The organism is Gemella sp. oral taxon 928 (assembly GCF_001553915.1).
GTDB classification, from domain to species: Bacteria; Bacillota; Bacilli; order Staphylococcales; family Gemellaceae; genus Gemella; species Gemella massiliensis.
In genome coordinates, this window is the sequence record NZ_CP014233.1 from 196,643 (window position 1) to 220,770 (window position 24,128).

The 24,128-nt window shown below is 30.7% G+C and carries 23 protein-coding genes and 1 riboswitch; of the genes, 10 read left to right on the forward strand and 13 right to left on the reverse strand.

All coding sequences use genetic code 11. The features are described 5' to 3' along the window. Positions 1–114 precede the first annotated feature (114 nt). From AXE85_RS00865 to AXE85_RS00875, 4 genes are read left to right on the forward strand one after another with little or no spacing between them, the layout of a single operon-like run. Positions 115–309 carry a hypothetical protein gene (locus tag AXE85_RS00865; protein WP_062172122.1) on the forward strand — a complete coding sequence of 65 codons (195 nt, stop codon included), beginning with the start codon at positions 115–117 and terminating at the stop codon, positions 307–309. A 17-nt stretch (positions 310–326) separates the two neighbouring features. Further along, positions 327–539 (forward strand): DUF2922 domain-containing protein, encoded by a 213-nt coding sequence (locus AXE85_RS00870; RefSeq protein ID WP_062172124.1) that lies wholly within the window; start codon positions 327–329, stop codon positions 537–539. A 39-nt stretch (positions 540–578) separates the two neighbouring features. Continuing rightward, the gene (locus tag AXE85_RS08840; protein ID WP_082729109.1) at positions 579–734 is read left to right on the forward strand and encodes a YvrJ family protein; all 156 of its coding nucleotides are present in this window, start codon (positions 579–581) and stop codon (positions 732–734) included. A gap of 2 nt (positions 735–736) precedes the next feature. Further along, on the forward strand, positions 737–1,417 hold the full coding sequence (locus AXE85_RS00875) for a CHAP domain-containing protein (RefSeq protein ID WP_062172126.1): 681 nt from the start codon (positions 737–739) through the stop codon (positions 1,415–1,417). Between the two features lie 93 nt (positions 1,418–1,510). Here AXE85_RS00875 and AXE85_RS00880 read toward each other — a convergent pair whose 3' ends face one another. The 10 genes from AXE85_RS00880 to AXE85_RS00925 form a co-directional block, all read right to left on the reverse strand. Then, a complete protein-coding gene (locus AXE85_RS00880; RefSeq protein WP_062172128.1) occupies positions 1,511–3,454 on the reverse strand; it encodes a PTS fructose transporter subunit IIABC in 1,944 nt (647 codons plus the stop codon). 17 nt (positions 3,455–3,471) lie between these two features. Then, entirely contained in the window at positions 3,472–4,389 is a 918-nt protein-coding gene (locus AXE85_RS00885) for a 1-phosphofructokinase family hexose kinase (protein ID WP_062172130.1), read from the reverse strand. Further along, complete coding sequence (locus AXE85_RS00890) at positions 4,389–5,144, reverse strand: DeoR/GlpR family DNA-binding transcription regulator (protein ID WP_062172132.1); 756 nt, start codon at positions 5,142–5,144, stop codon at positions 4,389–4,391. The genes AXE85_RS00885 and AXE85_RS00890 overlap by 1 nt, the downstream gene beginning before the upstream one ends. A gap of 190 nt (positions 5,145–5,334) precedes the next feature. Further along, positions 5,335–6,432, reverse strand: coding sequence for a metallophosphoesterase (locus AXE85_RS00895; protein WP_156439977.1), 1,098 nt, complete (start codon positions 6,430–6,432; stop codon positions 5,335–5,337). Between the two features lie 174 nt (positions 6,433–6,606). Continuing rightward, entirely contained in the window at positions 6,607–7,233 is a 627-nt protein-coding gene (locus AXE85_RS00900; protein WP_062172134.1) for a superoxide dismutase, read from the reverse strand. A gap of 211 nt (positions 7,234–7,444) precedes the next feature. After that, a complete protein-coding gene (locus tag AXE85_RS00905; RefSeq protein ID WP_062172136.1) occupies positions 7,445–8,638 on the reverse strand; it encodes a dicarboxylate/amino acid:cation symporter in 1,194 nt (397 codons plus the stop codon). Between the two features lie 356 nt (positions 8,639–8,994). After that, positions 8,995–10,194 carry an ABC transporter permease gene (locus tag AXE85_RS00910; protein WP_062172138.1) on the reverse strand — a complete coding sequence of 400 codons (1,200 nt, stop codon included), beginning with the start codon at positions 10,192–10,194 and terminating at the stop codon, positions 8,995–8,997. 1 nt (position 10,195) lies between these two features. Next, positions 10,196–11,101, reverse strand: coding sequence for an ABC transporter ATP-binding protein (locus AXE85_RS00915; RefSeq protein WP_062172140.1), 906 nt, complete (start codon positions 11,099–11,101; stop codon positions 10,196–10,198). A 378-nt stretch (positions 11,102–11,479) separates the two neighbouring features. Then, on the reverse strand, positions 11,480–11,812 hold the full coding sequence (locus tag AXE85_RS00920; protein ID WP_062172142.1) for a PadR family transcriptional regulator: 333 nt from the start codon (positions 11,810–11,812) through the stop codon (positions 11,480–11,482). A 448-nt stretch (positions 11,813–12,260) separates the two neighbouring features. Next, entirely contained in the window at positions 12,261–12,779 is a 519-nt protein-coding gene (locus AXE85_RS00925; protein WP_062172144.1) for a rhodanese-like domain-containing protein, read from the reverse strand. A 715-nt stretch (positions 12,780–13,494) separates the two neighbouring features. Here AXE85_RS00925 and AXE85_RS08805 point away from each other — a divergent pair. Further along, on the forward strand, positions 13,495–13,623 hold the full coding sequence (locus AXE85_RS08805) for a hypothetical protein (RefSeq protein ID WP_256386959.1): 129 nt from the start codon (positions 13,495–13,497) through the stop codon (positions 13,621–13,623). 632 nt (positions 13,624–14,255) lie between these two features. Here AXE85_RS08805 and hemH read toward each other — a convergent pair. Both hemH and yidD read right to left on the reverse strand, forming a co-directional pair. Beyond that, positions 14,256–15,329 carry a ferrochelatase gene (hemH, locus tag AXE85_RS00935; protein WP_231723786.1) on the reverse strand — a complete coding sequence of 358 codons (1,074 nt, stop codon included), beginning with the start codon at positions 15,327–15,329 and terminating at the stop codon, positions 14,256–14,258. A 408-nt stretch (positions 15,330–15,737) separates the two neighbouring features. Continuing rightward, entirely contained in the window at positions 15,738–15,980 is a 243-nt protein-coding gene (gene yidD, locus AXE85_RS00940) for a membrane protein insertion efficiency factor YidD (RefSeq protein ID WP_021753478.1), read from the reverse strand. A 359-nt stretch (positions 15,981–16,339) separates the two neighbouring features. Here yidD and AXE85_RS00945 point away from each other — a divergent pair, with 359 nt between their 5' ends. Beyond that, positions 16,340–16,771, forward strand: a complete 432-nt coding sequence (locus AXE85_RS00945) for a Dps family protein (protein ID WP_062172147.1) — start codon at positions 16,340–16,342, stop codon at positions 16,769–16,771. Between the two features lie 274 nt (positions 16,772–17,045). Beyond that, a riboswitch (FMN riboswitch) is annotated at positions 17,046–17,158 on the forward strand. Positions 17,159–17,306: 148 nt separating this feature from the next. Further along, positions 17,307–17,867, forward strand: a complete 561-nt coding sequence (locus AXE85_RS00950) for an ECF transporter S component (RefSeq protein WP_062172149.1) — start codon at positions 17,307–17,309, stop codon at positions 17,865–17,867. A 216-nt stretch (positions 17,868–18,083) separates the two neighbouring features. On the opposite strand, the gene AXE85_RS00955 is transcribed toward AXE85_RS00950, so the two are convergent. Next, the gene (locus tag AXE85_RS00955; protein WP_062172151.1) at positions 18,084–18,377 is read right to left on the reverse strand and encodes a PspC domain-containing protein; all 294 of its coding nucleotides are present in this window, start codon (positions 18,375–18,377) and stop codon (positions 18,084–18,086) included. A 324-nt stretch (positions 18,378–18,701) separates the two neighbouring features. Here AXE85_RS00955 and AXE85_RS00960 point away from each other — a divergent pair, with 324 nt between their 5' ends. The 3 genes from AXE85_RS00960 to AXE85_RS00970 all read left to right on the forward strand — a co-directional run bounded on the left by AXE85_RS00960 (position 18,702) and on the right by AXE85_RS00970 (position 23,989). Then, positions 18,702–20,423, forward strand: a complete 1,722-nt coding sequence (locus AXE85_RS00960) for an ABC transporter ATP-binding protein/permease (protein ID WP_062172153.1) — start codon at positions 18,702–18,704, stop codon at positions 20,421–20,423. Then, complete coding sequence (locus tag AXE85_RS00965; protein ID WP_062172155.1) at positions 20,423–22,036, forward strand: ABC transporter ATP-binding protein; 1,614 nt, start codon at positions 20,423–20,425, stop codon at positions 22,034–22,036. Before AXE85_RS00960 ends, AXE85_RS00965 begins: the two co-directional genes overlap by 1 nt. Before the next feature lie 408 nt (positions 22,037–22,444). Beyond that, on the forward strand, positions 22,445–23,989 hold the full coding sequence (locus tag AXE85_RS00970) for a thiol-activated cytolysin family protein (RefSeq protein ID WP_062172157.1): 1,545 nt from the start codon (positions 22,445–22,447) through the stop codon (positions 23,987–23,989). Positions 23,990–24,128: the final 139 nt, after the last annotated feature.

Below are 24,128 nucleotides of genomic sequence, written 5' to 3' on the forward strand. Positions count from 1 at the left end.
ATTTTTAAGTCGTTTCTTTTTTTATTTTTGAGAATTTTTTATTTTTAGTACGATATATATAATGTCAGAGGCCAAAGACACAAAATATATTTTAAATAAAAGGAGATTTTAAAAATGAAAACACTTAAAAAAACTTTGCACCTTAACTATTCAGTTCCAAAAGGTGAGAAAACTGTTCAAAAAAGTTACAACTTTGAAGCAAATACAAATATTGAAGATTCAGTGCTTAAAGAAGTAGGGGATGAACTTTCTAAATTAGTTGAAAAAAATATTGAGAATGTATCGCTTACTACCACTGCACTAATATAATATAAAGGAGATTTATTATGGAAAAAACATTAATTTTAGATTTTATTACTGAAGACAAAAAAAGTTATCGTGTAAATATTAATCACCCTAAAGATAATTTGAATAAAGCTGCTGTTGAACCTGTAGCACAAAAAATTATTGACAGCAAAGTGTTTAATAGCGATAAACGTGTTCTTACTTCTTTAAAAAAAGTTGCTTATGTAACTCGTGAAGAAGCGGTCTTAGAGTAGTAGGGAGGTTGGTGTGGCAAACGTCACACCTTTTTTATTATGGATATATTAAATTTTATTAATACTGTCGGTTTTCCGATTTTTGTTGCTGTATTTTTCTTGGTTAAGCTTGATAAAACTTTACAAAATATTGGCAACAATGTCGATGAACTCACTAATATTATTAAAGAAAAATTGCTTTCTAAGGGGGAATAAGTATGGCAACAAAAGAAGAAATGATTAATTGGGCGAAAGATTGCGTTTATCGTTGGATTGATATTGACGGTTATTATGGAGCGCAATGTGTTGATTTAACTATGGCTTATACTAAAATATTCGGTGGATACCAAATGTACGGTAATGCCCTTGATTATTTAAAAAATCCTATTCCTAAAAATTGGATAAGGTACTCTGCAAAAGAAGAAAAAATTGCTGCCGGAGATATTGCTATTTGGCAATGGAGTGCTAATGATATTTTTGGGCACGTCGGTATTGTAATTTCTGTCAATAATAACCTTATAACCTCAGTTGAACAAAATGTTGACGGCACGCCGGAACGTGGCGGAGTTGCTAGAATTAAAACTCGAGATAATGCTCATTTGGTAGGTTTTATACGCCCGTTTTATGACGAAAGTCGTAACTGGGAATTAAAAAGTGAAAATGGAAAATTTACTGTTCTTGTTACTTCTATTAATGTTCGGGTTAAACCCAGCGTTACAGCAAAAATAGTAGATAATTATTCGCAAGGAGAAATTATTTATTATGACAACTATGTTATTAATGAAGGATTTATCTGGATTAGTTATATTTCTTTTGGCGGAGAACGTCATTATGTAGCAACCGGAACACATGATGGAAACAAATGTACCAGTAGCTGGGGTGAATTTAAAGAACAATAAAAATTAGTGGAATTTTTTGAAAACAGCTAATTTGATAACGTAAAAACCAAGATTAGAGAAATGTATAATTCTCAAAATCTTGGTTTTTATTTTCTATTTTTCTGTTTTTTTACCGTAACTTAATGAAACTATTAATAATACCGCCCCTAATATTGAAGCTATTATTAAAGCCAGCAAGTACATCTGCCAATTACTTACCGCTCCGGCAATTATAGCAAAAATACCTCCGTGTGGTGCTTTTGATACTGCACCGAATGTCATACTTAATGCTCCCGCTACTCCACTGGAAATAAACAATGGTGGAATAACACGCGCCGGATTGCTTGCTGCAAACGGTATTGCTCCTTCAGTGATAAACGATAAGCCAATTACATAGTTTACCAATGCACCGCTACGTTGTGATGTTGGCCAAATATTTTTATTAATTGTCGCTGAGACTGCTATCGCTAACGGCGGAACCATACCACCTATCATTACAGCTGCCATTACATCACTGCCTGCCGTACCAGCTGCTGTTACCAGTGCTGTTCCTGTTACATAAGATGCTTTATTGATAGGACCACCCATATCTATAGCCATCATTGATGCTACAACAAATCCCAGAACAAATTTTCCACTACCGTTAAGACTTTCGATAAAGTGTTTCAAACCTTCCATAACGCTTGCCATCGGTGCGTTGATTACATAGATCATTAATAATCCCATAATAAGTGACCCGAGAATTGGGAATAAGAAGATAGGTTTAATACCGTCTAATGAACGAGGCATCCAGCTAAACGCCGCTTTTAATACTTGGATAATACCGCCTGCTAAGAACCCGGCAACCAATGCACCTAAAAATCCTGACGGCATATAAGCTAATAAATCAGATTTTAATCCTAAAATACTTGGGTCTGCCAATATACCGCCGATCATACCTACGATAAATCCGGGTCTATCCGCAATACTGCGTCCGATAAATCCTGCTAATATCGGTAACATCATACTAAATGAAATTTTACCGAAATAGAATAATACTTCTGCTACTTTGTTATATGATGGGTCTTTCGGATCAAAAGCATTAATTCCCCAGAAGAATGATAAAGCGATTAGTATACCACCTGCAACAACAAACGGTAACATATTACTAACACCTTCCATTAGGTGTTTGTAGGCTTTACGCCAAACTGTTTCATCACCGGTATTATCCGGTATTTTTTCATTTGCTCCGTCATGAATGTAAATAGGTGCTTCACCGTCTAAAATTGTTTGAATTAATTCCTGCGGTTTGTTAATTCCATCTGCTACTTTTGTTATAATAGTCGGTTTACCTGCAAAACGTGCTGTTTCAACTTTTTTATCCGCAGCTACAATAACGCCTGTTGCACGATTAATATCATCTTTTGTCAATTTGTTTTCAATACCGATTTGACCGTTCGTTTCAACTTTAACTTCCAATCCCATCTCTTTTGCTGTTTCTTTAATTTTTTCAGCTGCCATAAATGTATGAGCAATACCTGTAGGACATGCTGTTACAGCGATAATATAAGTTTTTTTTCGGTCGATAATTTTTCTTGGTTTTCTTTTTTTTGTAGTTTCGGTTTTTGCTATAAAGTTTGTAAATACTTTTTCTACTTCTTCTTTTGTAGTTGCTTTGTTTAAACCGTTTTTCACATCAATATCCATTAATGCTTGCGAAAGTGAAGCTAACGCCTTTAAATGTTCATCAGCACCACTGTCCGGTGCACAAATCATAAAGATATGGTTGGCAGGTTGACCGTCAAAGCTTTCCCATTCAACACCGGTATCACTTTTTGCATAAATAATCATAGCTTTATTAAAATCTGCACTTTTAGCATGAGGAATAGCAATACCCTCACCAACACCTGTTGTTGATTGCTTTTCACGTGTCATTAAAGCATCATAAAAGCTTTTCTTGTTAGCGATAATATCTTTTTCAACTAATAATGTTGTAAGTTTATCCAATGCTTCTTGTTTATCAGTTGCACTGAAATTAAATTGTATTAAGTCAAAATTTATAACATCTGTTAATTTCATCTTATTCTCCTTATAACTTATTTTATTTTTTTAACATTTATTTGTTCTACTACCGTTTCAATTAATTCTTTACTGCCGACACCGACCGAAAATGACGTAGCACCCCCTGCCGCAGAGGCATATTTTAACGCTATTTCATAATTTTTTGTTTTATTATACATAGCAACAAACATAGCAAGCATACTATCACCTGCTGCCACCGTTGAAATAATATCTCCTTTAGCTACATTAACCGAATAAACTTCATTGTTTTCTGTAAGAAGTATTGCTCCTTTTGCTCCACGTGAAACAAGGACATTTTTTGCTCCGTGGTCTTTTAATTTCGTTGCATAAGTCAAAATATCTTTTTCGTTGATAATTTTTACTCCGAACATTTCTCCCAGTTCAAATTCATTCGGTTTTACTACAAACGGTTTATATTGTAATGTTTCCAATACCAGATCTTTATTACTGTCAACAACGAGTAAGGCACCTTTTTGTGAAATAGTTTTAGCAATACGTTTAAAATTTTCAATATTCATACCGCTAATAACATTTCCTGATAGAAAAACGACATCATTGTCTGTTAGATTTTCCAATTTCGTAAAAAATTCTACGATATTTTTATTATTTACAGCACTACTTTGTCCATTTATTTCAGTTTCGGTTTCGGTTTTAAGTTTCATATTGATTCTTGTTACTCCGGCAGTTTCTACAAAATCATAATGAATACCTAGCTTATCTAGTTCTGATTTTATAAAATAACCTGTAAAACCTGCCACAAAACCAAGTGCCTTAGTTTCTACATTAACATTATTTAATAACATTGAAATATTAATTCCTTTGCCGCCGACTACATATTGCGCTTCTTTTGTTCTGTTAAGTTTTCCAAGTTCGAAATTTTCAGCACTAACTAGCATATCGACAGCCGGATTAAGAGTTATTGTATAATACACTATTTATCCTCCTTTGTTTTTACTTCTATTATGTTGTCATATATTTTAAATTCTTCCGGAACGGAATATGATATTATCGTTACATCTTTTAAATCTGCAAATTTTTGAAATTTTCTATGCCCAAATTTTGTTTTATCAGCCAAGATGAATTTTCTTTTACTATTTTTTAGGGCTATTTGTTTAATAAATGCTTCACTCTCTTCGGCGGTAGTAAGCCCGAACTTCGCATCTACACCGTTACAACCGACAAAACACATATCAAAACTGTAATTTTCAAGTTGTTTTATTGCGGAATGACCGATTACAGCTTGTGTTGAGTGTTTAATTGTTCCACCTAAAATAATAGTGTGGATTTTGTTGTGTATTAATCTTGCTAAGTGATAACTTGAATTAGTTACAACGGTAATTCTTTTATCACGAAGAAAATCAATTATTTCAAATGTTGAAGTCCCGGCATCAAGATAAATTGTTTGACCGGATTCTATAATATTGTTTGCTATATATCTTGCAACTTCTTTTTTATCTTTAATATTTTCTGAACGTTTAATAATAACACTTTCTTCTAAACCGCGTGCTGATGTTTTTTTAGATGCACCGCCATGAGTTCTGTAAAGTAGATTTTTTTCTTCAAGCAAGGTCAAATCACGACGAACGGTTGCCTCTGACACCCCGAGTTTTTCTATTAATTCTTGAAGAGTAACAAAACCGTTTTTTTCTAATAACTCTAATATTTTATTGTGCCTTTCGTTTCTCATCAACTAATCTCCTTATTCTTCTTTTATTATATCTAATGTAATACAGTTGTACAATCTTTTTCAAGTAAAAACACTCAAAAACAGTCATTTTATAGATTGTTTTTGAGTGTTTGTTTTGTTTTACTTGAATGTTTTTCATTATGAGGAGCGTTTTATTATGCAGTGAATTAATATTTTAGTAAGTTTAACTTTACTTCCCTTCTAAATTTATTATCCAAACTTCCGAGCGAGCGGTTGTTTTGAATGGTGGACCCCAGAAACCGTAACCGCTTGTAGTAAAGAAGTGTTTATTATTGATTTTTTTATAGCCATGATCTAAAACATAGACCTTATCTGTTATATAATTAAACGGCCAAATTTGACCACGGTGAGTATGTCCGGATAATTGTACGTCAATCGGTAATAAACTGTGTGTTTCTACGGCATTCGGTTGATGATCTATTAAAATTGTAGTCTTATCGGTATCAACATTTTTTAATAAATCCATAGTCGTTAATCTATCTCTACTAACACTTCTATCTTTACGCCCGACGAGTGTTATATCGTCGGTTAATTTTACGGTTTCATCCGCAAGAGTTTTTATCCCTGTTTTAGAAATTTCATTAATAATATCTTCCGTGTTATGATCGTGATTTCCCATTACAGTATAAACACCGAGGGGAGCGTGAAGTTTGCTAAGAGTTTTTCCCATGTTAAGTTTTTTGTACATAACCATATCATCATCCATTATATCCCCGGCAATAATAACAACATCAGGTTTTTGGTTTTCTATTATTGTGTTTAACTTTTCAAGTTGATTGTTACCGAAGAAGGTTCCGAGATGTAAATCGGCTACCATAGCGATTTTAAGTGGTTTTTCAAGGTGTTTATTAACTTTTACAGTTTGATTTTTTACTGTCGGTGAATATGCCCAAAATAATCCCAGTGCAGTCATATTTAGTAAAAATATACCTGTAAGTGTTAAACTTATGCCTTGTGATAAACTTATTTTAAATAATTTTAGTATCCGGTATAAAATAGTCAAAACAACTAAAGCCACAAAGCCGTGACTGAAATAGAAAAACCAAATATTTCCATAATTTACAATAGGTGCACCAAGTCTCAGTATATAACTTAATATTGAAAAATCGGCAACTATAAACAATATTATACAAAGCCAAAGTCTAACTTTTTGCGTTGTATATGGAGTTATCATCCATTTTAAACCAAACCAGAGAAGAAGTATCAAAAATTCATAAAAAACAGCAACCCCTATAAATACGGCGAATGTTTTCCAATTACCCAACATAAAAAATCCTCCAAACTTAACTTACTTTTCTAATAAAAATTAGGAGTTAGGTTGCCCTACTCCTAAAGTAACTAATAGTATAAAATAAGATGTTAAAATAAAGTTAAAAAATTTTTATTAAATTTAATAGAGGGAGAGTTAAAAATTGTTTTCCAACTCTCCTTCTATAAATAATTATTTTTTAAAATATTCTAAACCTTTTGTTAAACGTTCATTTACATAGTCCCAATTTACGATGCGGAAAAACTCTCTAATGTAATCCGGACGGCGATTTTGGTAGTTTAAATAGTAAGCATGCTCCCATACATCAAGACATAATAATGGGTATAAACCGCTCAAATATGGGCTGTCTTGATTAGCTGTTGAAGTTACTGCTAGTTTTCCTTCTTTATTCAGTACCAACCATGCCCAACCACTACCAAATCTTGTAGCTGCAGCAGTAGAAAACCTTTTTACAAATTCTTCATATCCACCTAATTCAGCATCAACTTTTTCTTTAATTAATCCTGAAAATTCTGAGCTGTCTACTTTAGTTAAAGATTTCCAAAATAGTGAGTGATTGTGATGTCCGCCGCCATTATTTATTACAGCTTGACGAATGTCGGTTGGAACTTTTTCTATGTTACGAAGTAAACCACAAACACACTTCGCTTCGAATTCAGGGTGTTTTTCTAATGCCGCATTTAAGTTATTAACATATGTAGCATGGTGTTTATCGTGATGAATTTCCATAGTTTTAGCATCGATAACCGGTTCTAAAAAATCAAATCCATAAGGTAATTCTGGTAATTTGAATGTCATTTTAAAATCCTCCTAAGGTAAACATTTATAGTTTAATTATAAGAAAAAACTTAAAATTTAACAACAAACTTGCTTAATAAATATTTTTTTCACGTTATTGGAAAAAGTATTTTAAATTATAGAAAGCTACTTGACCAAAATCAACTTCCAATAAAATTAAGATTTTTGAGATACATATAGTTCTTTATTTTTGTTATTTTGATTTTATATTTTAAGTTGTTTTTTTCTTTTTAAATAATATCTGATTTAATTTATCCACTATTGCAGATAATGCACCGTCACCTGAAATATTACAAGCTGTTCCAAAACTGTCTTGAGTAATATATAAAGCAATCATTAATGATAACATAATCTCATTAAAACCTAAAACTGATTGCAATAAACCAAGAGCTGCCATAACTGCACCGCCGGGGACACCGGGAGCGGCTACCATTGTTACTCCGAGAAGAATAATAAATTTAATCATTACTGCTGTTGTCGGGAATATTGCACCGTGTTGTAGCCAGTAAACAGCTGTTGCACAAGTGGTTAATGTGATTGTGCTTCCTGATAAATGAATAGTAGCAAATAAGGGAATTGTAAAATTAGCAATATTTTTATCTACTCCCATATTTTTAGTGCTGCGAAGTGTTACCGGAATAGTTGCTGCTGATGACTGAGTTCCTACGGCTGTCATATAAGCCGGAATGATGTTTGCCAGCATTTTAAACGGATTACGTCCATTTACGGTTCCGGCAAGAGTATATTGAGCAAGAATAATGATAATATGTAAGACTAAAATCACCGCAAAAACAAAAATAAAGATTTTTAAAATTTTAAATACTTCACCTGAAGCGGTAATATTCATAAATACCCCTAGGATATACAATGGAAGTAACGGAATAATTACAACTGAAAGTAATTTTTCAATAATCTCGCCAAAATCATTAAATCCTTGTTTTAAACCTTCTGATTTTACAGCAGAAATGCCTATTCCTAAAACAAACGAAATAATAAGTGCTGTTGTTACATCAAAAATAGGGTTCATTTTAAATTCGATATAACCTTTAAGCATTAGCTCTTCCGGATTTTGAAATGTTTGTAGGGTTGCATTAGCCAATATGCCCGGAAGAACCAGTTTAGCCACGATAAAAGCGAACGTTCCCGCTATCAAAGTAGAAATATAAGCCACTCCGGTTGAAAGTCCCAGAAGTTTTCCGGCGTTATTTGATACTTGACTAATCCCCGGGACAATAAATCCGACGATAATTAGTGGAATAGTAAACCCTAAAAATGAACTAAATATTGATGAAAATGTCACGAATACTCGGATAATAGATGTTGGTAAAATACCCCCTAAAATAATACCTAGTGCTATAGCTGCTATTAATTTAACGAGCAATGGAATTCTTTTATAAATACTCATATACAAATCTCCTTTACAATTTATTGTATTTTCTAAAAAGACATATGTGTATTATACAAGAATTTTTCGACTTTGTAAAGGAAATAATCTCTAAAATAAGCCAATATTCTACAAATTTTGTAAATAATAAATAATAAACAACACAAAATTATTATTATATTATTAAAAATTTATTTCATTATCACCCATTTGATTGCTATTAAGTTCGTTGCTGTTCTTAGTGGTGGAATACTGGCTTCACCTGAGATTATAAGCTCAGGTGAAGCTTAAGAAAACTGCGTAGCAGTTAGTTCTTAAGGTTGCTACACCACTATAAAATCAGCAAAAAATAATATTTTGTATATAAATATATACTTTTATTTACCTAGCAATAGTTTAAAAAAGTTTAATTTTTGCCCGTATCTTAATGTTGCCAAGCGATAAACTTTAACACTACCCAAAGCACAAACAAAAGTTGTTAAAGCTAATATTCCATATGATAACCATAAACTAGAATAACTTACATCAGTCAGTGCATAACGAGTAACCATTCCAAAATATGAAGTTAATGGAAAATACGATAATATTTCTGATAATTTTGTATTAGCACTTGAACCCATCAAATAAAAATTAATAAAAAATGCTGCGATAAATAATATCATAGGTATTGTTATAGCTCCGTTAACATCTTCCACCTTACTAACTAACGAAGCGAATGCCGCATACAAGAACATAAACATTACAAATCCCGTTAAAGTAAACAGCAATCCAACGCCGACAACTTTGTAATCTAAGTTTTCAACAACAAATTTTAACTTATCACTATAATTTGATAAATTTAACTTTATACCTACCACAAGTCCACCTATAATAACTCCCATTTGAATTAAAACTCCGATAGAAAGTGCAAGAACTTTCCCTAAAATAAGGGTTATCGGATTTACAGTAATTACTAAAAGCTCCATGGCACGATTGCTTTTTTCCTTAACAACATTTAAAGCAACAACACTACCGAATTGAATAACTGTCATATAAATAATAAATGTTAGCACATAAACAACTACCGTATTAACAGCTTGTCTTTCTTGGTTATCCGTCGAACTTACATTTATAATCTTAGGTTGCGGTACACTGGCTTTAACTTCATTAATCTTAGTTAAATCCAAGCCGTTTTGAGAATAGACTAAACGCTCTATATTTTGATTAAAAGCATTAGAAAATTCAGAAGATGAGTTACCAAAAATACTTTTTTTAGAAATATATTCATAACTGTCTTTAGTTAAAACAATCGCTTCATCCAGTTTATCTTCTTTAATATCCTTTTCAACCGCTTCCTTACTGTCATATTTTTTCGCCTCTTTTAAATTATCCGTTGAAACGGTCACATCTTTTATGACATAGGCACTACGTTGAAAATTTGAATTATCTTCACCTTTAAAAATACTGCTGCTCATTATAGATGGAACAAAAGTTATTCCAATAGCAATTATAAGATAAACAAAAAGAATAACCTTGTTTGAAGTTTTTGCGAAAAACTGTTTAAATTCGAAATTAAAAACCGTACTGAAATTCTTCATCTTACTTACCCCCGATACTTTCTACAAAAATCTCTTCTAAAGATGGTTTATAAAGTTTTAACTCTTCAACATTAAAATTACTTTGTGACAACTTATAAAAAAGTTTTTTCTTAGCTTCTTCTTCTTTAAAATCAAGGAGAACCATATCGTTGTTCAATGAATAATCAATCCCGAGCGGAATAGTTTTAAGATTAGCAAGTAATTCTTCTGCTTGAATATCGCTGACACTTAACAGCATTTTACCATGCCCAAGTTGTTTTTTTATGTAATCTAAGTTACCGCTCAAAACTATTTTTCCTTTTTCCAATATATTAATATCTTCACAGAAAGTTTCAACGACCGGCATTTGATGTGAAGAAAAAATAACGAGTTTATCTTTTTTTATAAAGTTTGTAATAATTTCTTTCAATTTTCCGACGTTAACAGGATCAAGTCCGCTAAAAGGTTCATCAAAAACTAAAATATCCGGATTATTAATAACACTCTGAATAATTTGTACCTTTTGGGCATTACCTTTTGACAAAGTTTTTAACGCTTTTTTATTATCCTCCAATTCAAAAAAATCTAACCAACGTTTCGCTTCGGTTTTTGCTGCCGATTTTGTCATCCCTTTTAACATTCCGAAATACGCTAATTGGTCTACTAAACCGATGCCGTCATACATACCACGCTCTTCCGGAAGATATCCTATTTTTATGTCATTATGATTAATAGGTTTACCGTCAATTAAAATTTCTCCTTTATCAGCCTTGAATATATTTAACAATATTCGAAAACTCGTCGTTTTACCACTACCGTTTCTCCCTAAATATCCGTTTGCAACACCACTTTTAGCGGTGAAATTTACTCCTTTAAGGACTTTTTTATCACCAAATTTTTTTTCTATATTTCTAAATTCCAAAATCATATTCGTAACTCCTCTTCATTTTTTATTCTATTCAATAGTTTTCTTAAAACTTTTTAATATACAACTTAAAAATCTATTTTAAACAAAGTACATATATAGCGTGTAAAATTTTTTATTATCAGCTCATAATAATTTTAATTACTCGCCACTTAATTCTTTTTTCAATCTAATATACTTTGGAATAAAAATACATAGACCTCCTACACCAAACTCAAATATACCACTGCGTAAGGCGGCTATTATATATAATATATCCATATATAAGTTAGCTATAATAAAATGCCCAAACAATTAAAATGCCATCCTAGGCTACTCATATATTCCGGTCTACGAATACAATGTTTATTACTCCAAGAAAAATTAACCAACCACTTCCTTTTACTCATTGTTCGCACCTCCTAATATTTTTTCTGCTACACTAAGCAGAAATACACGTTGTTTATAGTTATTATTTAAAATTTCACGTCCTTTAGTTGTTATGTAATATTCTTTTTTCGAATTATCAACCTCTTGTTCGACAATCCACCCAGCAGCAACCATTTTTGCAAGTGTTGTATACATTGTAGCAGGACCTATAATAACTTTACCTTGCGTTAACTCGTTCACCCGTTGCATAATCATATACCCATGAATCGGTTCAGTTAACACCAATAACGTAAAGAAGATGCTATCAGTTAACTCTCCTGTTTCATAGGGGCTTAACTTTGCCATTACTACACTCCTTTCGCTAATTAGAGATTATCTATATCCATAATAGATATACCCATCATTGATATTATTGTATATCCATTATGAATATATGTCAAGAAAAATTCAAATTAAAATAATTGTTGTTTAAAACATTCTTATATCTCTGTAATTTCTTAATCATAAACCCTGCAATGAATTTATTAATAAATGATTGCATAATAAAATATGGAACCTGAATTTTTTCATGTTCCATATTAAACTTAATACAAAATTTATCAATTATTTTTTCTCGTGGACTTGTCTTAAACCAACAACTTTATAAAGATGTCTATAATTGATTTAACCGTTGTCCAAATCTACTTAACAAAAACTTCTAAATACCTAATAATCTCCAAAGCCAGCTTTACAAAATAGATTTCTTCTAAACCTCAATTTTAAAGTCACCTTATAAAATCATTACCAAAGAGTTTTACTTATCAACTTTATTCCCTGCATCTAACCACGCCGCAATACCTCCGGGGTATCTATAAACATTTTTATATCCTGCTTGTCTGGCAAGCACAGCACCGACATGAGATCTTTCACATGATGTAAATCCGCAATAAAGAATAATCTTTTTATCTTTATTATCTCCTAAAATTTTCAAGAAATTATCTTTTTCTTCTTGTTTTAAATCCTTCATCTCTTTAGGAAGCCCAGCATTAACCGCTCCTTTAATTTTAGTTTCAGCAAATCGCTCTGCAGGAATTGTATCAATCAAAAGTATATCTTCGTTAGAATCAATCGCTTTTTTTAATTCATCTGTACTGATAAGATTATAATCTCCCTCTTTAGTTGCGTTTACCAACCTAATCGCAGATTTTTCTACAGCATTTTCTTTACCGTCTTTTGCCGAACGATTAAGTCCGTCCCCACTACTGCATCCCGCAATAGTAACTGCTAAAAGATACCCCATTATTCCGGTGCTGATTTTTTTAAATTTTTTCATATAATATATCTCCTTTATATTTATATAGTTACACTACAATTATAACATAAAAACAAAGTAAAAATAATGATGTATAACAACTATAAATAAGGTTAATAGTTAAAGAAAAAAATTTTTTATAACTTCACGCCGTAATTCAAACTTTGATCGCTATTTCACCTAATTAATACAAGCATAAACTATAAATAAAATTAAATGAAGATTATAAAATTAAATTAGTTGCCTAAAAAATATTAAGGGGATTTTTATTATCTTAAACTAATTTTTACACCTTTATATTATAAAATTTACTTTTAAAATAATATAATTAATTTATAAAAACTCGCTTCATTTTTTATATATTATAATCTTATGGAGTAAAATTACAATTACACAGGAGGAATATATTATGGGCTGGTTTGGAAAGAAGAAAGAATGGGATACTTAAAAATCCGACGCAAACAAGAGCAGATTAAGAGAATTATTTAATAGGGTTATGGAGGACGGAGACTCCTATGATATTGTTTATGAGTATAATTTAAATATAAAAATAGTGATTATATTTTGGCGCGTAAAACCACATACACATATACAAGTTTAATTATTGAGCATAGCTCTCTTGTAAACAACTCCGGTACTTGAGGGATGCAGTGAAGCTGAAATTTTTAGAAAAGACAATATTAAAAAAGCAAAAATTGCTACAGGTATGTATACCATTTATCATCAAGGCGGATTGATGGCAGGATATACTCAATTTGCAACTTTGGCAGGAAATGATGAAAAATTTCTTGCTTATGTATACCAACCGGAAGAATATGACAAATTTGATACATTTTCAAAAAAATTTCTGGTAAATAAGCTATGAGGTGGCTAACATATTTTTTAATCTTTTTAGTCATTTGTATTATATGGTTTTTTATTACACGGATTTGGGTAAGTAGAGTAGATTTGATTATATCTATTTTCAAGAAAATATTAGAACTTAATAAGAATGACAACGCAGAAAATTGGCATACTTTGGAAGAAATTAGGAACAAGAATAAAAAAATTAAATAAACAGATACAATTAAATTTTCTTCATTAGCAAATACGAAGAACGAAAGAATAAGAATAAAATGCTAAGCAACACCCTATTGTTTAGCATTTTTTTAATTACTATTTAAATAAAAATTTTTTACACCTAGAAACAACTAAAATATGTAATCTAAAATATCACATCTTGTTACCAAACCCCTAAAATCCCTATTAAATATAAATTTGTCATAAGTGACATTGTTCTCATCATTTATCTACGAACGGTATAATAACTATAAACTTTTTATTACAGGATTTATATTTAAAACATTGTTTTTTTTAATTCTAAGTATAAAGATAAGCCGGATATTTTTAATAGATTAATTCTAATTTCTCTTTTGGCTTCCATTTCTTATTTTGCGGTTTATGCCGCAAGGAGTATCCTCCTGATAAATCAACTATCCTTTTCCACTCTCTTTTTCTCTATTTTGCAGATTTGTCGGTACGCCCTAACATCTGTTTAACAAACTCCGGCATTTCCACATTTCCACCCTTTTTAGCGATAAGTTCTTTAACGAACTCCGGCATTTCAGGTACACTGTCTTCCATACTATCAGGATTCATCTCATCAAAGGTACTTTTCTCCGGATTTGAAAATCTAAACTCGTTATGTTTATTTTTTTCAACAACACTGACCAAAATATCAATAAAACGCTCATCAAAATTCGGCATCGGCGGTCTGTGATAATTAACACCAAAATCTTCACAAAGGTCTTTACATTCTACATCATTATCAAACAATACTTCTATATGCTCGCTGACAAAACTAAGCGGAACAAAAATGTAGTGTTCCGGATGAGAACTTTGTCCTTTTAAATACTCCAACACATCAGGTTTAACCCACGGCATACCAATATCACTTTCACTCTGCCAAGTATTAACGTAATTTTCCGGTTCAAGTCGAATGGTATTTGCGATTAAATCTGTCATATTAAAAACTTGTTCGATATACGGATCACTATATTTAAAAGCTATTTCCGGTACACTGTGTGCTGAGAAAATAACTTTATAACTATCACCTTTAACCTTATTCTCAATTATTTTTCCAATCTCCGTTGCCCAATAATTAATCAATTTTTCTTCATCATACCACGATTTAATAATATTAAATTTAATTTTTTCACTTTTAATAAACTTCTCATACCCCATTATGGAATAAAAAGAATAATGCGGTTCAAGTATTAAACAAATACACTCATCAATATTATCATTTTCCATTTGACATATCGCATCCGGAATAAACGGAGCAGAAAATTTATTTGCAAAATATACTTGATACTCATCTGAAACTTTTTTTGTAAATAATTCTACAGTTTTTTTAGTAATTTCTTGCAAAGGAGAACCATTAATTTTTAAATAATTGTTTAATAAAATATTTATTTCTTCATCTCTTGGCCTAACCTCACGGCGAATATTTGTAAAAAATTCCGCAATGCCCTCAAAAGTACATTCTGCAGGAGAACCATATGTCATAACTAAAATTGCTTTTTTCACCATACTAAAAACCTCATTTTTATTTTATATTTACATTATAGCATTTATAAATTAAAAAAGCGAAAAAATGTTACAAAAGATAACAAAATTTTATATTTTATAAAAAAAATAAACTCGAGTTGAAGAAAATTATTAAAGATATTATATCATTTTTAAAAGCGGTATAACCAAAATAAAAATTATAAAATAATATTCCATATATTTCCGCCTAGTATTGATAGATACAACTTAAAACGAATTCAAAACTGAAATTTCTAATAGAATTTTCTTATTAGCAATTAAACATAAGGGTTCATCAGTTTGGAAATTCGCTTTAAAGAGCTTCCCTAAAATCTAATAAACTGGACGGGAGCGACTGAAAATCTATTTCTAACGAAATCAAGATTTTCAAGTCACTCCCGTTTATATTTTTTATTTTTTCTTCTTAAATATATCCTCTTTAAATAAAGGTACATTGTCAAAATAATCACCCTTATAAAGTGGGTGACACTTTAGTAATCTTTTTACAGTTAAGTATGTTCCCAGAAAAAATCCGAATTTTTGATAACTCTCCAAAGCATACGCCGAACAAGTCGGAGAAAATCGACACGTACTTGGAGTATGGGCAGAATGTTTTCGATATAAATTAATTAAAAATATACATAGTTTTGCCATCGTACACCTCTTTTCTACACTAATTCTACCAAGTGACAATTATTATTTCAACTAATCAAAACTCTTGCTGAATGTCTATTGGTTTTTTTGTCTTTTCTAAATCAGTTAATTACCAAAAGTTTTTATTTAAGTTAATTATTTTTTAAATTTCATTATAAATTTTTAACTTAGTGTTTTTTCACCGGCAAAAGATACGATAATAATTCTCATTATTTTTCAAAACCCGTCTTTCTTTACATCAAATTTTCACGATGTTATAATCGAACTATGGTTTTAAGAATATTAATCATTCTTAATCAGCTTTTAATTTCAAAATGTTGATATATAACCTATATAAATTTTACAAAGGAGATTTAAATATGACACATAAAAAAGAATTAAATAAATTAGTAGCAAATCTAACAGTATTATACACGAAATTACACAGTTTTCACTGGTATGTTAAAGGACATTCGTTCTATACTCTTCACCAAGTATTTGAAAATTACTATAATAACGTAACTGAAACTTTAGACGAAGCAGCTGAAAGATTACTAGCTATTGGCGGGCATCCGGTTTCTACATTAAAAGGTTCTTTAGAATTGGCAACTATTAAGGAAGCAACAGAAAAAGAAACAACACAAGAAATGGTCGCTCAAGTGTTAAAAGATTTCGAATTATTAATCAATGATCTTACCTACCTAATGAGCGTAGCAGAAAACGAAGGAGACCAAGGAACTTCTGACTTTGCACTTGGGGTAAAAACAGAATTGGAAAAAAATGTGTGGATGTTAAAAGCATACTTAGCATAATATTTATTTAAAATTTTTTATTAACCTGAACTTTGATAAAATCATCGTTTAGGTTTTTAATTTACATAATAAATTGTATTCTTAACTGAAAAATAATATTTTATTACAACAAAATTTCAAAATTAAAAGGGTTATTACATTATTATAATACAAGAAAAATTCTACCAATATTCAATATTTTATCATCTATGTTGAAACTTAATTAAATTTTTTAAAACATAATTATTTACATTTAACTTTTATAGTTGTATAATGAAACTATAAAAATAATATAAATTATCTTCGGGGCAGGGCGTAATTCCCGACCGGCGGTTAAAGTCCGCGAGCGAAAGTTGATTTGGTGAAATTCCAAAACCGACAGTATAGTCTGGATGATAGAAGATATAGAATAATAATTTTTGATTTGAAGTGGTACTCTTTTTAGCGTACGTATATTTGTTGTACTTTTCTCTAATAAAATTATTTTCATACCTTTAGTCCCGTATTTTAGAATACGGTTATTTTTTTGCCTATGAAGATAGGAAAGAGGTTTAATATGTATAAAAAAAATGTTCATTCGCTGGTTCTTAGCGGAATGCTTGCAGTTATCGCTCTACTTCTATCTTTTTTTAGTTTTGCTGTGCCGTTTTTGCCACCATTTCTAAAATTTGATTTTACGTTTATTCCATTATTTATGGCAATATTACTTCTTGGTTATAAGGAAGCGTTGGTAGTTTCTCTTTTAAAAAACTTCTTACACTTCGCACTTGTTTCTCATGAACCGGTAGGAGCTGTGGCAAATATTGCGGTAGAATTTATTTTCCTTAGTATTATTATACTGGTTTATAAAAAAGGTATTTTCAAAATTATAATAGGCGGTATTGTCGCAACAATTGCAATTACGCTTTTCATGGCTCTATTTAACTACTTCGTTTTGTTGCCGGCTTATGGTTATATTATGAATTTAGGCGACATTGTAAAAAATATTAAAACTATAGTTAGTGTTGGGATTATTCCGTTTAATCTTATAAAAGGTTCGTTGGTTACTTTCTTATTCTTTGTTACGAAAAGAGTTTATAAGTCTATACCGGCGAGTATTAAAACAAGATTTGCTTAAAAAATTACCACCCCTTTTTTAAGGGGTGGCTTTTTCTTTACGGGTATAATTCAAAGATTACTCGCTCGCACGACGAGATTTTACATTTTACCTTTGTTTAAACCCAATTTTATTTTTTGGTATTTCCTATCTGTTAAATAGGTATTTGTTTCAATTACTTCAAAACAGTTCTCTATACTATTTTATCATTATTTCAACGTGCTTTTCCGTTATATTCTATTTTTTCTCCCAAGCATTACCGTTAATATAATTAGATTTTTGATAATTATTTTTACGTGGCTTTGTCGGAAGCGTCATCGCTAAAATAATATATACCACTATCGCTCCACCGAATGAAATTAAACTGACACAAAGCCATAGAACACGCAACAATGTTATATTGATACCGAAACGATTGGATAGTCCTTGGCAAACTCCGGCAATCATCGCTCCACTAGGTTCTTTATAAATTTTTTTATCTTCCAAGTAACCTAAAAATCTTTCCCACAATTTATTTAAATTATTAATCATAAATCTACCACTCCTATTCTTTTGAAGATTGTAACATCAACACTTAAAATGTGCATTAAACTCCCTAATAAATCTAACAATTTCTGTTTTTTACATCATTAATTTTTTCGTTAAATAAAAAATTTCAACAATATGTCTTGTTTTCGTATTTTATAATTTAATTATATCACCGTTAATAAACAAGTCAAATAATAATTTTTTGTCATCTTTTTATCTTTTTGAATTTTTTCGTAACATTCTTATTTTTCATTTTCTTTAATGAAGTTATATAGTATAATTAAGGCTACAACAAGTGATAACTATTATCATCGGAAAGGAGTTTCTATGAAAATCGATAAACGTGCTTTAGCACTCTTTAATATAAAAAGGGAAGTATATATCGTTGCTTTATGCAAATTACTCACATTTTGGTGTTCATTATACTTTGTTTATAATTTTGTCGATTTATTATTTTATCTACTCAATAATAACTACGACGATAATTTTATTCTAATATTTACACTGCGTACTGTACTCAGCTTAATTATCTACTATTTGGCAACTACCGGCGATAATTATTTTAGCCACAATATTTCACGCAAAGTACGAACCGCATTGCGTTCGGAGATCTATAATAAGGTTGAAAAGCTGTCGCTTAACTACACAAACGCCGTTAATACCGGTCAACTACTCGTAATGAACTCATCATCTATCGTTAATATTGAATTTTATTTTAATAAATTTGTTCCTCAGATGTTTGCGACTATATTTATCGTTCTAAGTTCATTTATCATTTACGGCAGCATTAATATTTGGTTATTTGTTGCAATGCTTGTTTTGTATCCGTTAATACCTATTTCTATTATGGTAATTGTGAAAAAATCAAAAAAAACTAATAAGAAAAATTTTAGTGATTTCCTAAGTTTATCTGAAGTTTTTTATGATAGGTTATCCGGCTTTACAACAGCGAAAATTTATGGAAAAGAAGATAATGTTACCCGTGATGTTGATACTCGCAGTTCTCGCTATAGAAAATCTACAATGGAGTTACTTCGCCATCAACTTAATTCTATTAATGTTATGGATGCGATTACTTATATTTCGATTTTTATTTTATCAATTATCGCAATCTTTACAATAAAAGACAATAAATACATTATTTTTATTATTGTAGCAAGTTTGGAATGTTTTAAACCTCTTCGTGCCTTAGGCGGTCTATTCCATATTTCGATGAAAGGAAATGTTGAACTGGAAAATATTTATAAACTGCTTGATTATCCTGAACAGGAAAAAGATAACTCCCTTTTCATTGAACCCGGAAAAAATATTGCATTAACTAATGTAGGTTTTGCATACAATGATAAAGCGATATTAGAAAATATCAATATGATATTTAAACCAAGCACTAAAATAGCGCTTGTCGGAGAAAGCGGTAGCGGAAAATCTACATTAATAAAATTAATATTAGGTTTATACTCGAATTATTCAGGAACTATCCGTTACGATAATATCGATATTGATACTGTTCCTACAAAAGAAATCTCGAAATTATTCACACTTATCACCAATGACAGCTACCTTGTAAAAGGAACTATCCGCGAACATCTTTCAGTTAATAAAAATATTACAGAAGATAAAATGTGGCACGCTTTGGAACAGGTGAATTTAAAAGATTTTGTCCTAAATAACGGCGGGCTTGATTATCCGCTTTCTGCCGGTGCAGGTAATCTATCCGGAGGACAAAAACAGCGCCTACTCGCTGCTAAAGCTATATTAAAGGACAGCTATATTTATATTTTGGATGAAGCTGTATCAAATATTGACGATTATAGTAAACGTATTGTCTTAGATGCTTTTAATGCCGTAAAAGAAAATAAAATAATTATCGTTATTTCTCACGATCTTGATGTTCTTAGAGATTCCGACAATATTTATGTACTTCGCGACCATAAAGTGGCTGAAACCGGCACGCATAAATCCCTTATGAATAGCGAAACACTTTACAAAAAACTGTTTACCGAGCAACAAGAATTAAAAACAAAATTTTTAATTAAAGAGGGAGAGTAATGACATCATTAAAAGAATTAAAACAATTGCTTAATATCACAAAAGAGTTTAAACGCCCTCTACTACGTGCAACACTCTTTGGGAGTTTAGGACATTTAACACTTGTTATTTTCACTTACTTCCTTACATTATTCTTTATTGCAAAAATTACGACTGTAGCAGCTATACTTTTTATTATAATCCTTGCATTAGCAATACTGAAAGGATTATTCAGCTATATAGAACAACTGCTTAACCACTATGTTGCGTTTAAGGTACTACATGTATTGCGTATTAAGGTTATGGATAAATTCAAAAAAATATCCATCAACAGTTTCACACAAAACAGTTCGGGTGATTATATGACGATGATTACAACGGACATCGAATTACTTGAAGTATTTTACGCTCATACTATCACTCCATTTATGATATATATTGTCCAAGCATGTGTTGTTTCAATATTTGTTATGATATTTAGCGTACCGCTAGGTATATTGGCGTTGGTCATTTATATTATTATCGGACTTATCTACCCGTTGACATTTAAAAATAAAGGACAGGCGGTAGGCGATAGTTATAGAAGGAAATTAGCAGAGGTTAATAACCACTCATCAGAAGAAGCATATGGTATTTTTGAAACCGTCCAATATGATAAAATAGGAGAAACCAAAAAAGATTTAGTCAGCGAAACTGAGGAATTAACATATAGTGCTTATTTAAAAAATAAATTTCTTGTTGATTTGAATGCACTTAATATCGTAACTTATAATTTTGGAGTTCTTGCATTTATTTTTGCTGCAACTAAACACATAAACAACCCTAATATAATAATCACCTTATCGGCAATGTTTATAGTTTCATTTATTCCGATTTTGTATATGGGTAACTTAGCTTCAACACTTAGTCAAACTATGGCAAGCGGTAAAAGATTTCTTGAACTTATGAATACACCGGAAGAAAATGTTAATGACGGTGTAAAAGTTCCTTTTAATACCTTAACTGTTAAAAACTTATCATATCATTATGATGATAAAACTGTATTTAAAGATATTAACTTTACAGTTAATAAAGGTGAAATTATCGGTATTAGCGGCCCAAGCGGTTGTGGGAAATCAACTATTGCAAAACTTATTATGAAATTTATTGACAATAGTAAAATGGGCGGTAATATTATTATTGATGGTGTTAACGTACAAGATATTGATAATGCGTATTTTAGAAAACATTCATCTATTATTTTACAAGACAGTTATCTTTTTAACACCTCTATTAAAAATAATCTTACTTTTTTTGATAAAACTATTAATAAAAATTTAATTGATAAAGCGTTAAAAAATACAAATCTAAAAAATCATGTTGATAGCCTGCGTAATAAAACTGATACAACTATAAGTGAGCGTAGCGCTAATATAAGCTCAGGACAAAAACAAAGATTGTCCGTAGCCAGATCGTTTTACAATGAGAGCAAGCTACTTATTTTAGATGAAGCTACTGCAAATATCGATATATTTAGCGAAATCGAGGTATTAAAAGCGTTAGAAAAAGATAAAAATGACAAAATCACTATAATAATATCCCATAATAAAAGCACTTTATCTATCTGTGATAGAGTAATAAAATTAGGAGAATAACCGAAGTACGGGCAATATGTAAATTGCTCGTACTTTTTTCTGAATTATTTTCAAAATGTTGGAACTAAAATAATTTTCTAAATAATAAAATTATTATCCTATTTTATAAATAAAATAATATATTTTACTCAAAAAACAATTTTTTATATTAAAGATATTATGTATAACTTTCTACCTTGTTAATCTTGGAAAATTTATTTTTTTATTATTTGATTTTACTTTATAATTATCTACAAAATACATTTAGAAGATATTTTCTATTGTAGCACAATGTATTTGTCTGTTGCTTCTAATAACGCTATCTAATATTATTAATAATTTTTTATGAATTCCCTTTCAAAATATTTGACATCTTATTTTATATATATTATATTATTTATATAAAATATTATATAAGGAGATGAAACTATGAATAAAAGATTATTATTCAAAACTTTTTTAACATTAAGTACCACTATGTCTTTACTAACTGTGCAAGTTCTTGCAAATGATACTCCTGTTCAGAATGCCGGAACTTCCGTTACAGAAAAAGAGAAAGATAATTCAGCTGACCTTAATAAGTATTTATATGGTCTTTCTTACGACAGTCGCACTGTTTTAACACGTCAGGGTGAAACTCTTTCTAATATGTTTAACAAAACGGGTACGAACAAAAATGGAGAATTTGTTGTTGTTGAAAAAATCAAACGTTCATTATCACAAAGAACTTCCGACATCAGCATAAACGCTAATAACAGCAACGTAGTTTTTCCGGGAGCTTTATTAAAAGGGGATAGTGCTCTTCTTGAAAATAACCCTACTTTAATCTCTTTAAATCGTGGGCCTGTTACACTAAGTGTTGATCTTCCGGGTATGAGCGGCGAAGACGGACGCTTAACCGTTGATAATCCTACACAAAGTTCAGTAAGAGGTGGAGTTAATGCACTGGTAGACAGATGGTTTTCAAAATACGGTTCTTCTTATAGTATCCCTGCAAAAATGCAATACGATGAAACTACCGCTTATAGTATGAGCCAATTAAAAGCAAAATTCGGTGCTGACTTTGAAAAAATCGGTGTACCTCTTAATATTGATTTCTCTGCTGTACATTCAGGAGAAAAACAAGTTCAAGTCGTTAACTTTAAACAAGTGTACTTTAATGCCAGTGTAGATGCTCCTAACAATCCTGCAGATTTCTTAGGAAAAAATACAACTACTCAAGATTTAATAAATCGTGGCGTTAATGAAAAAACACCTCCTGTATATGTTTCAAATGTTTCTTATGGTAGAAGTATGTACGTAAAATTTGAAACTACAAGTAAAAGTACAGAAGTAAAAGCAGCTATTAATGCACTTATTAAAGGAGTTGACATTAAAGCTAACAGTGAATATAGCAACATTTTGAAAAACACCTCTATTACAGCGGTTATTCTAGGTGGTAACGCTAATGGTGCCAGCAAAGTCGTTACAGGAAATATTGATGATTTCAAAAAACTTATCCAAGAGGGTAGTATGTTTAATAAAAATAACCCCGGCGTTGCTATTTCTTATACAACTAACTTCTTAAAAGACAACCAACCTGCTACTATTCAAAATAATACAGATTACATCGAAACAAAAGTAACTTCTTACAAAAATGGTTATCTTACTTTAAACCACAGCGGTGCTTATGTAGCTAGATACTATGTTACTTGGAATGAAGTTAGCTATGATGCTAAAGGAAACGAAATTCTAACTCCTAAATCTTGGACATATAACGGATACGGTCGTACTTCAGGATTCTCAACAACCCTTGAATTTAAAGGAAATGTTCGTAACTTACACGTTCAAGTACAAGAATGTACAGGTCTTGCTTGGGAATGGTGGAGAACTATTTATGACAAAACCGATATACCTCTAGTACAAAATAGAACTATCAGTCATTGGGGAACTACTTTAAGCCCAAGATTATCTGAAGAAGTTAAAAATAACTAGTTAAAACGAAAAATTAATTTAAAAAGAAAAAAAGACCTAATTCCATAATTTAATGGAGTTAGGTTTTTTATGGTTGTATAATAAATACAAGATGCTAACACTCCTTTGAAAAATTCAACTTCAAAGGAATAATACGTTA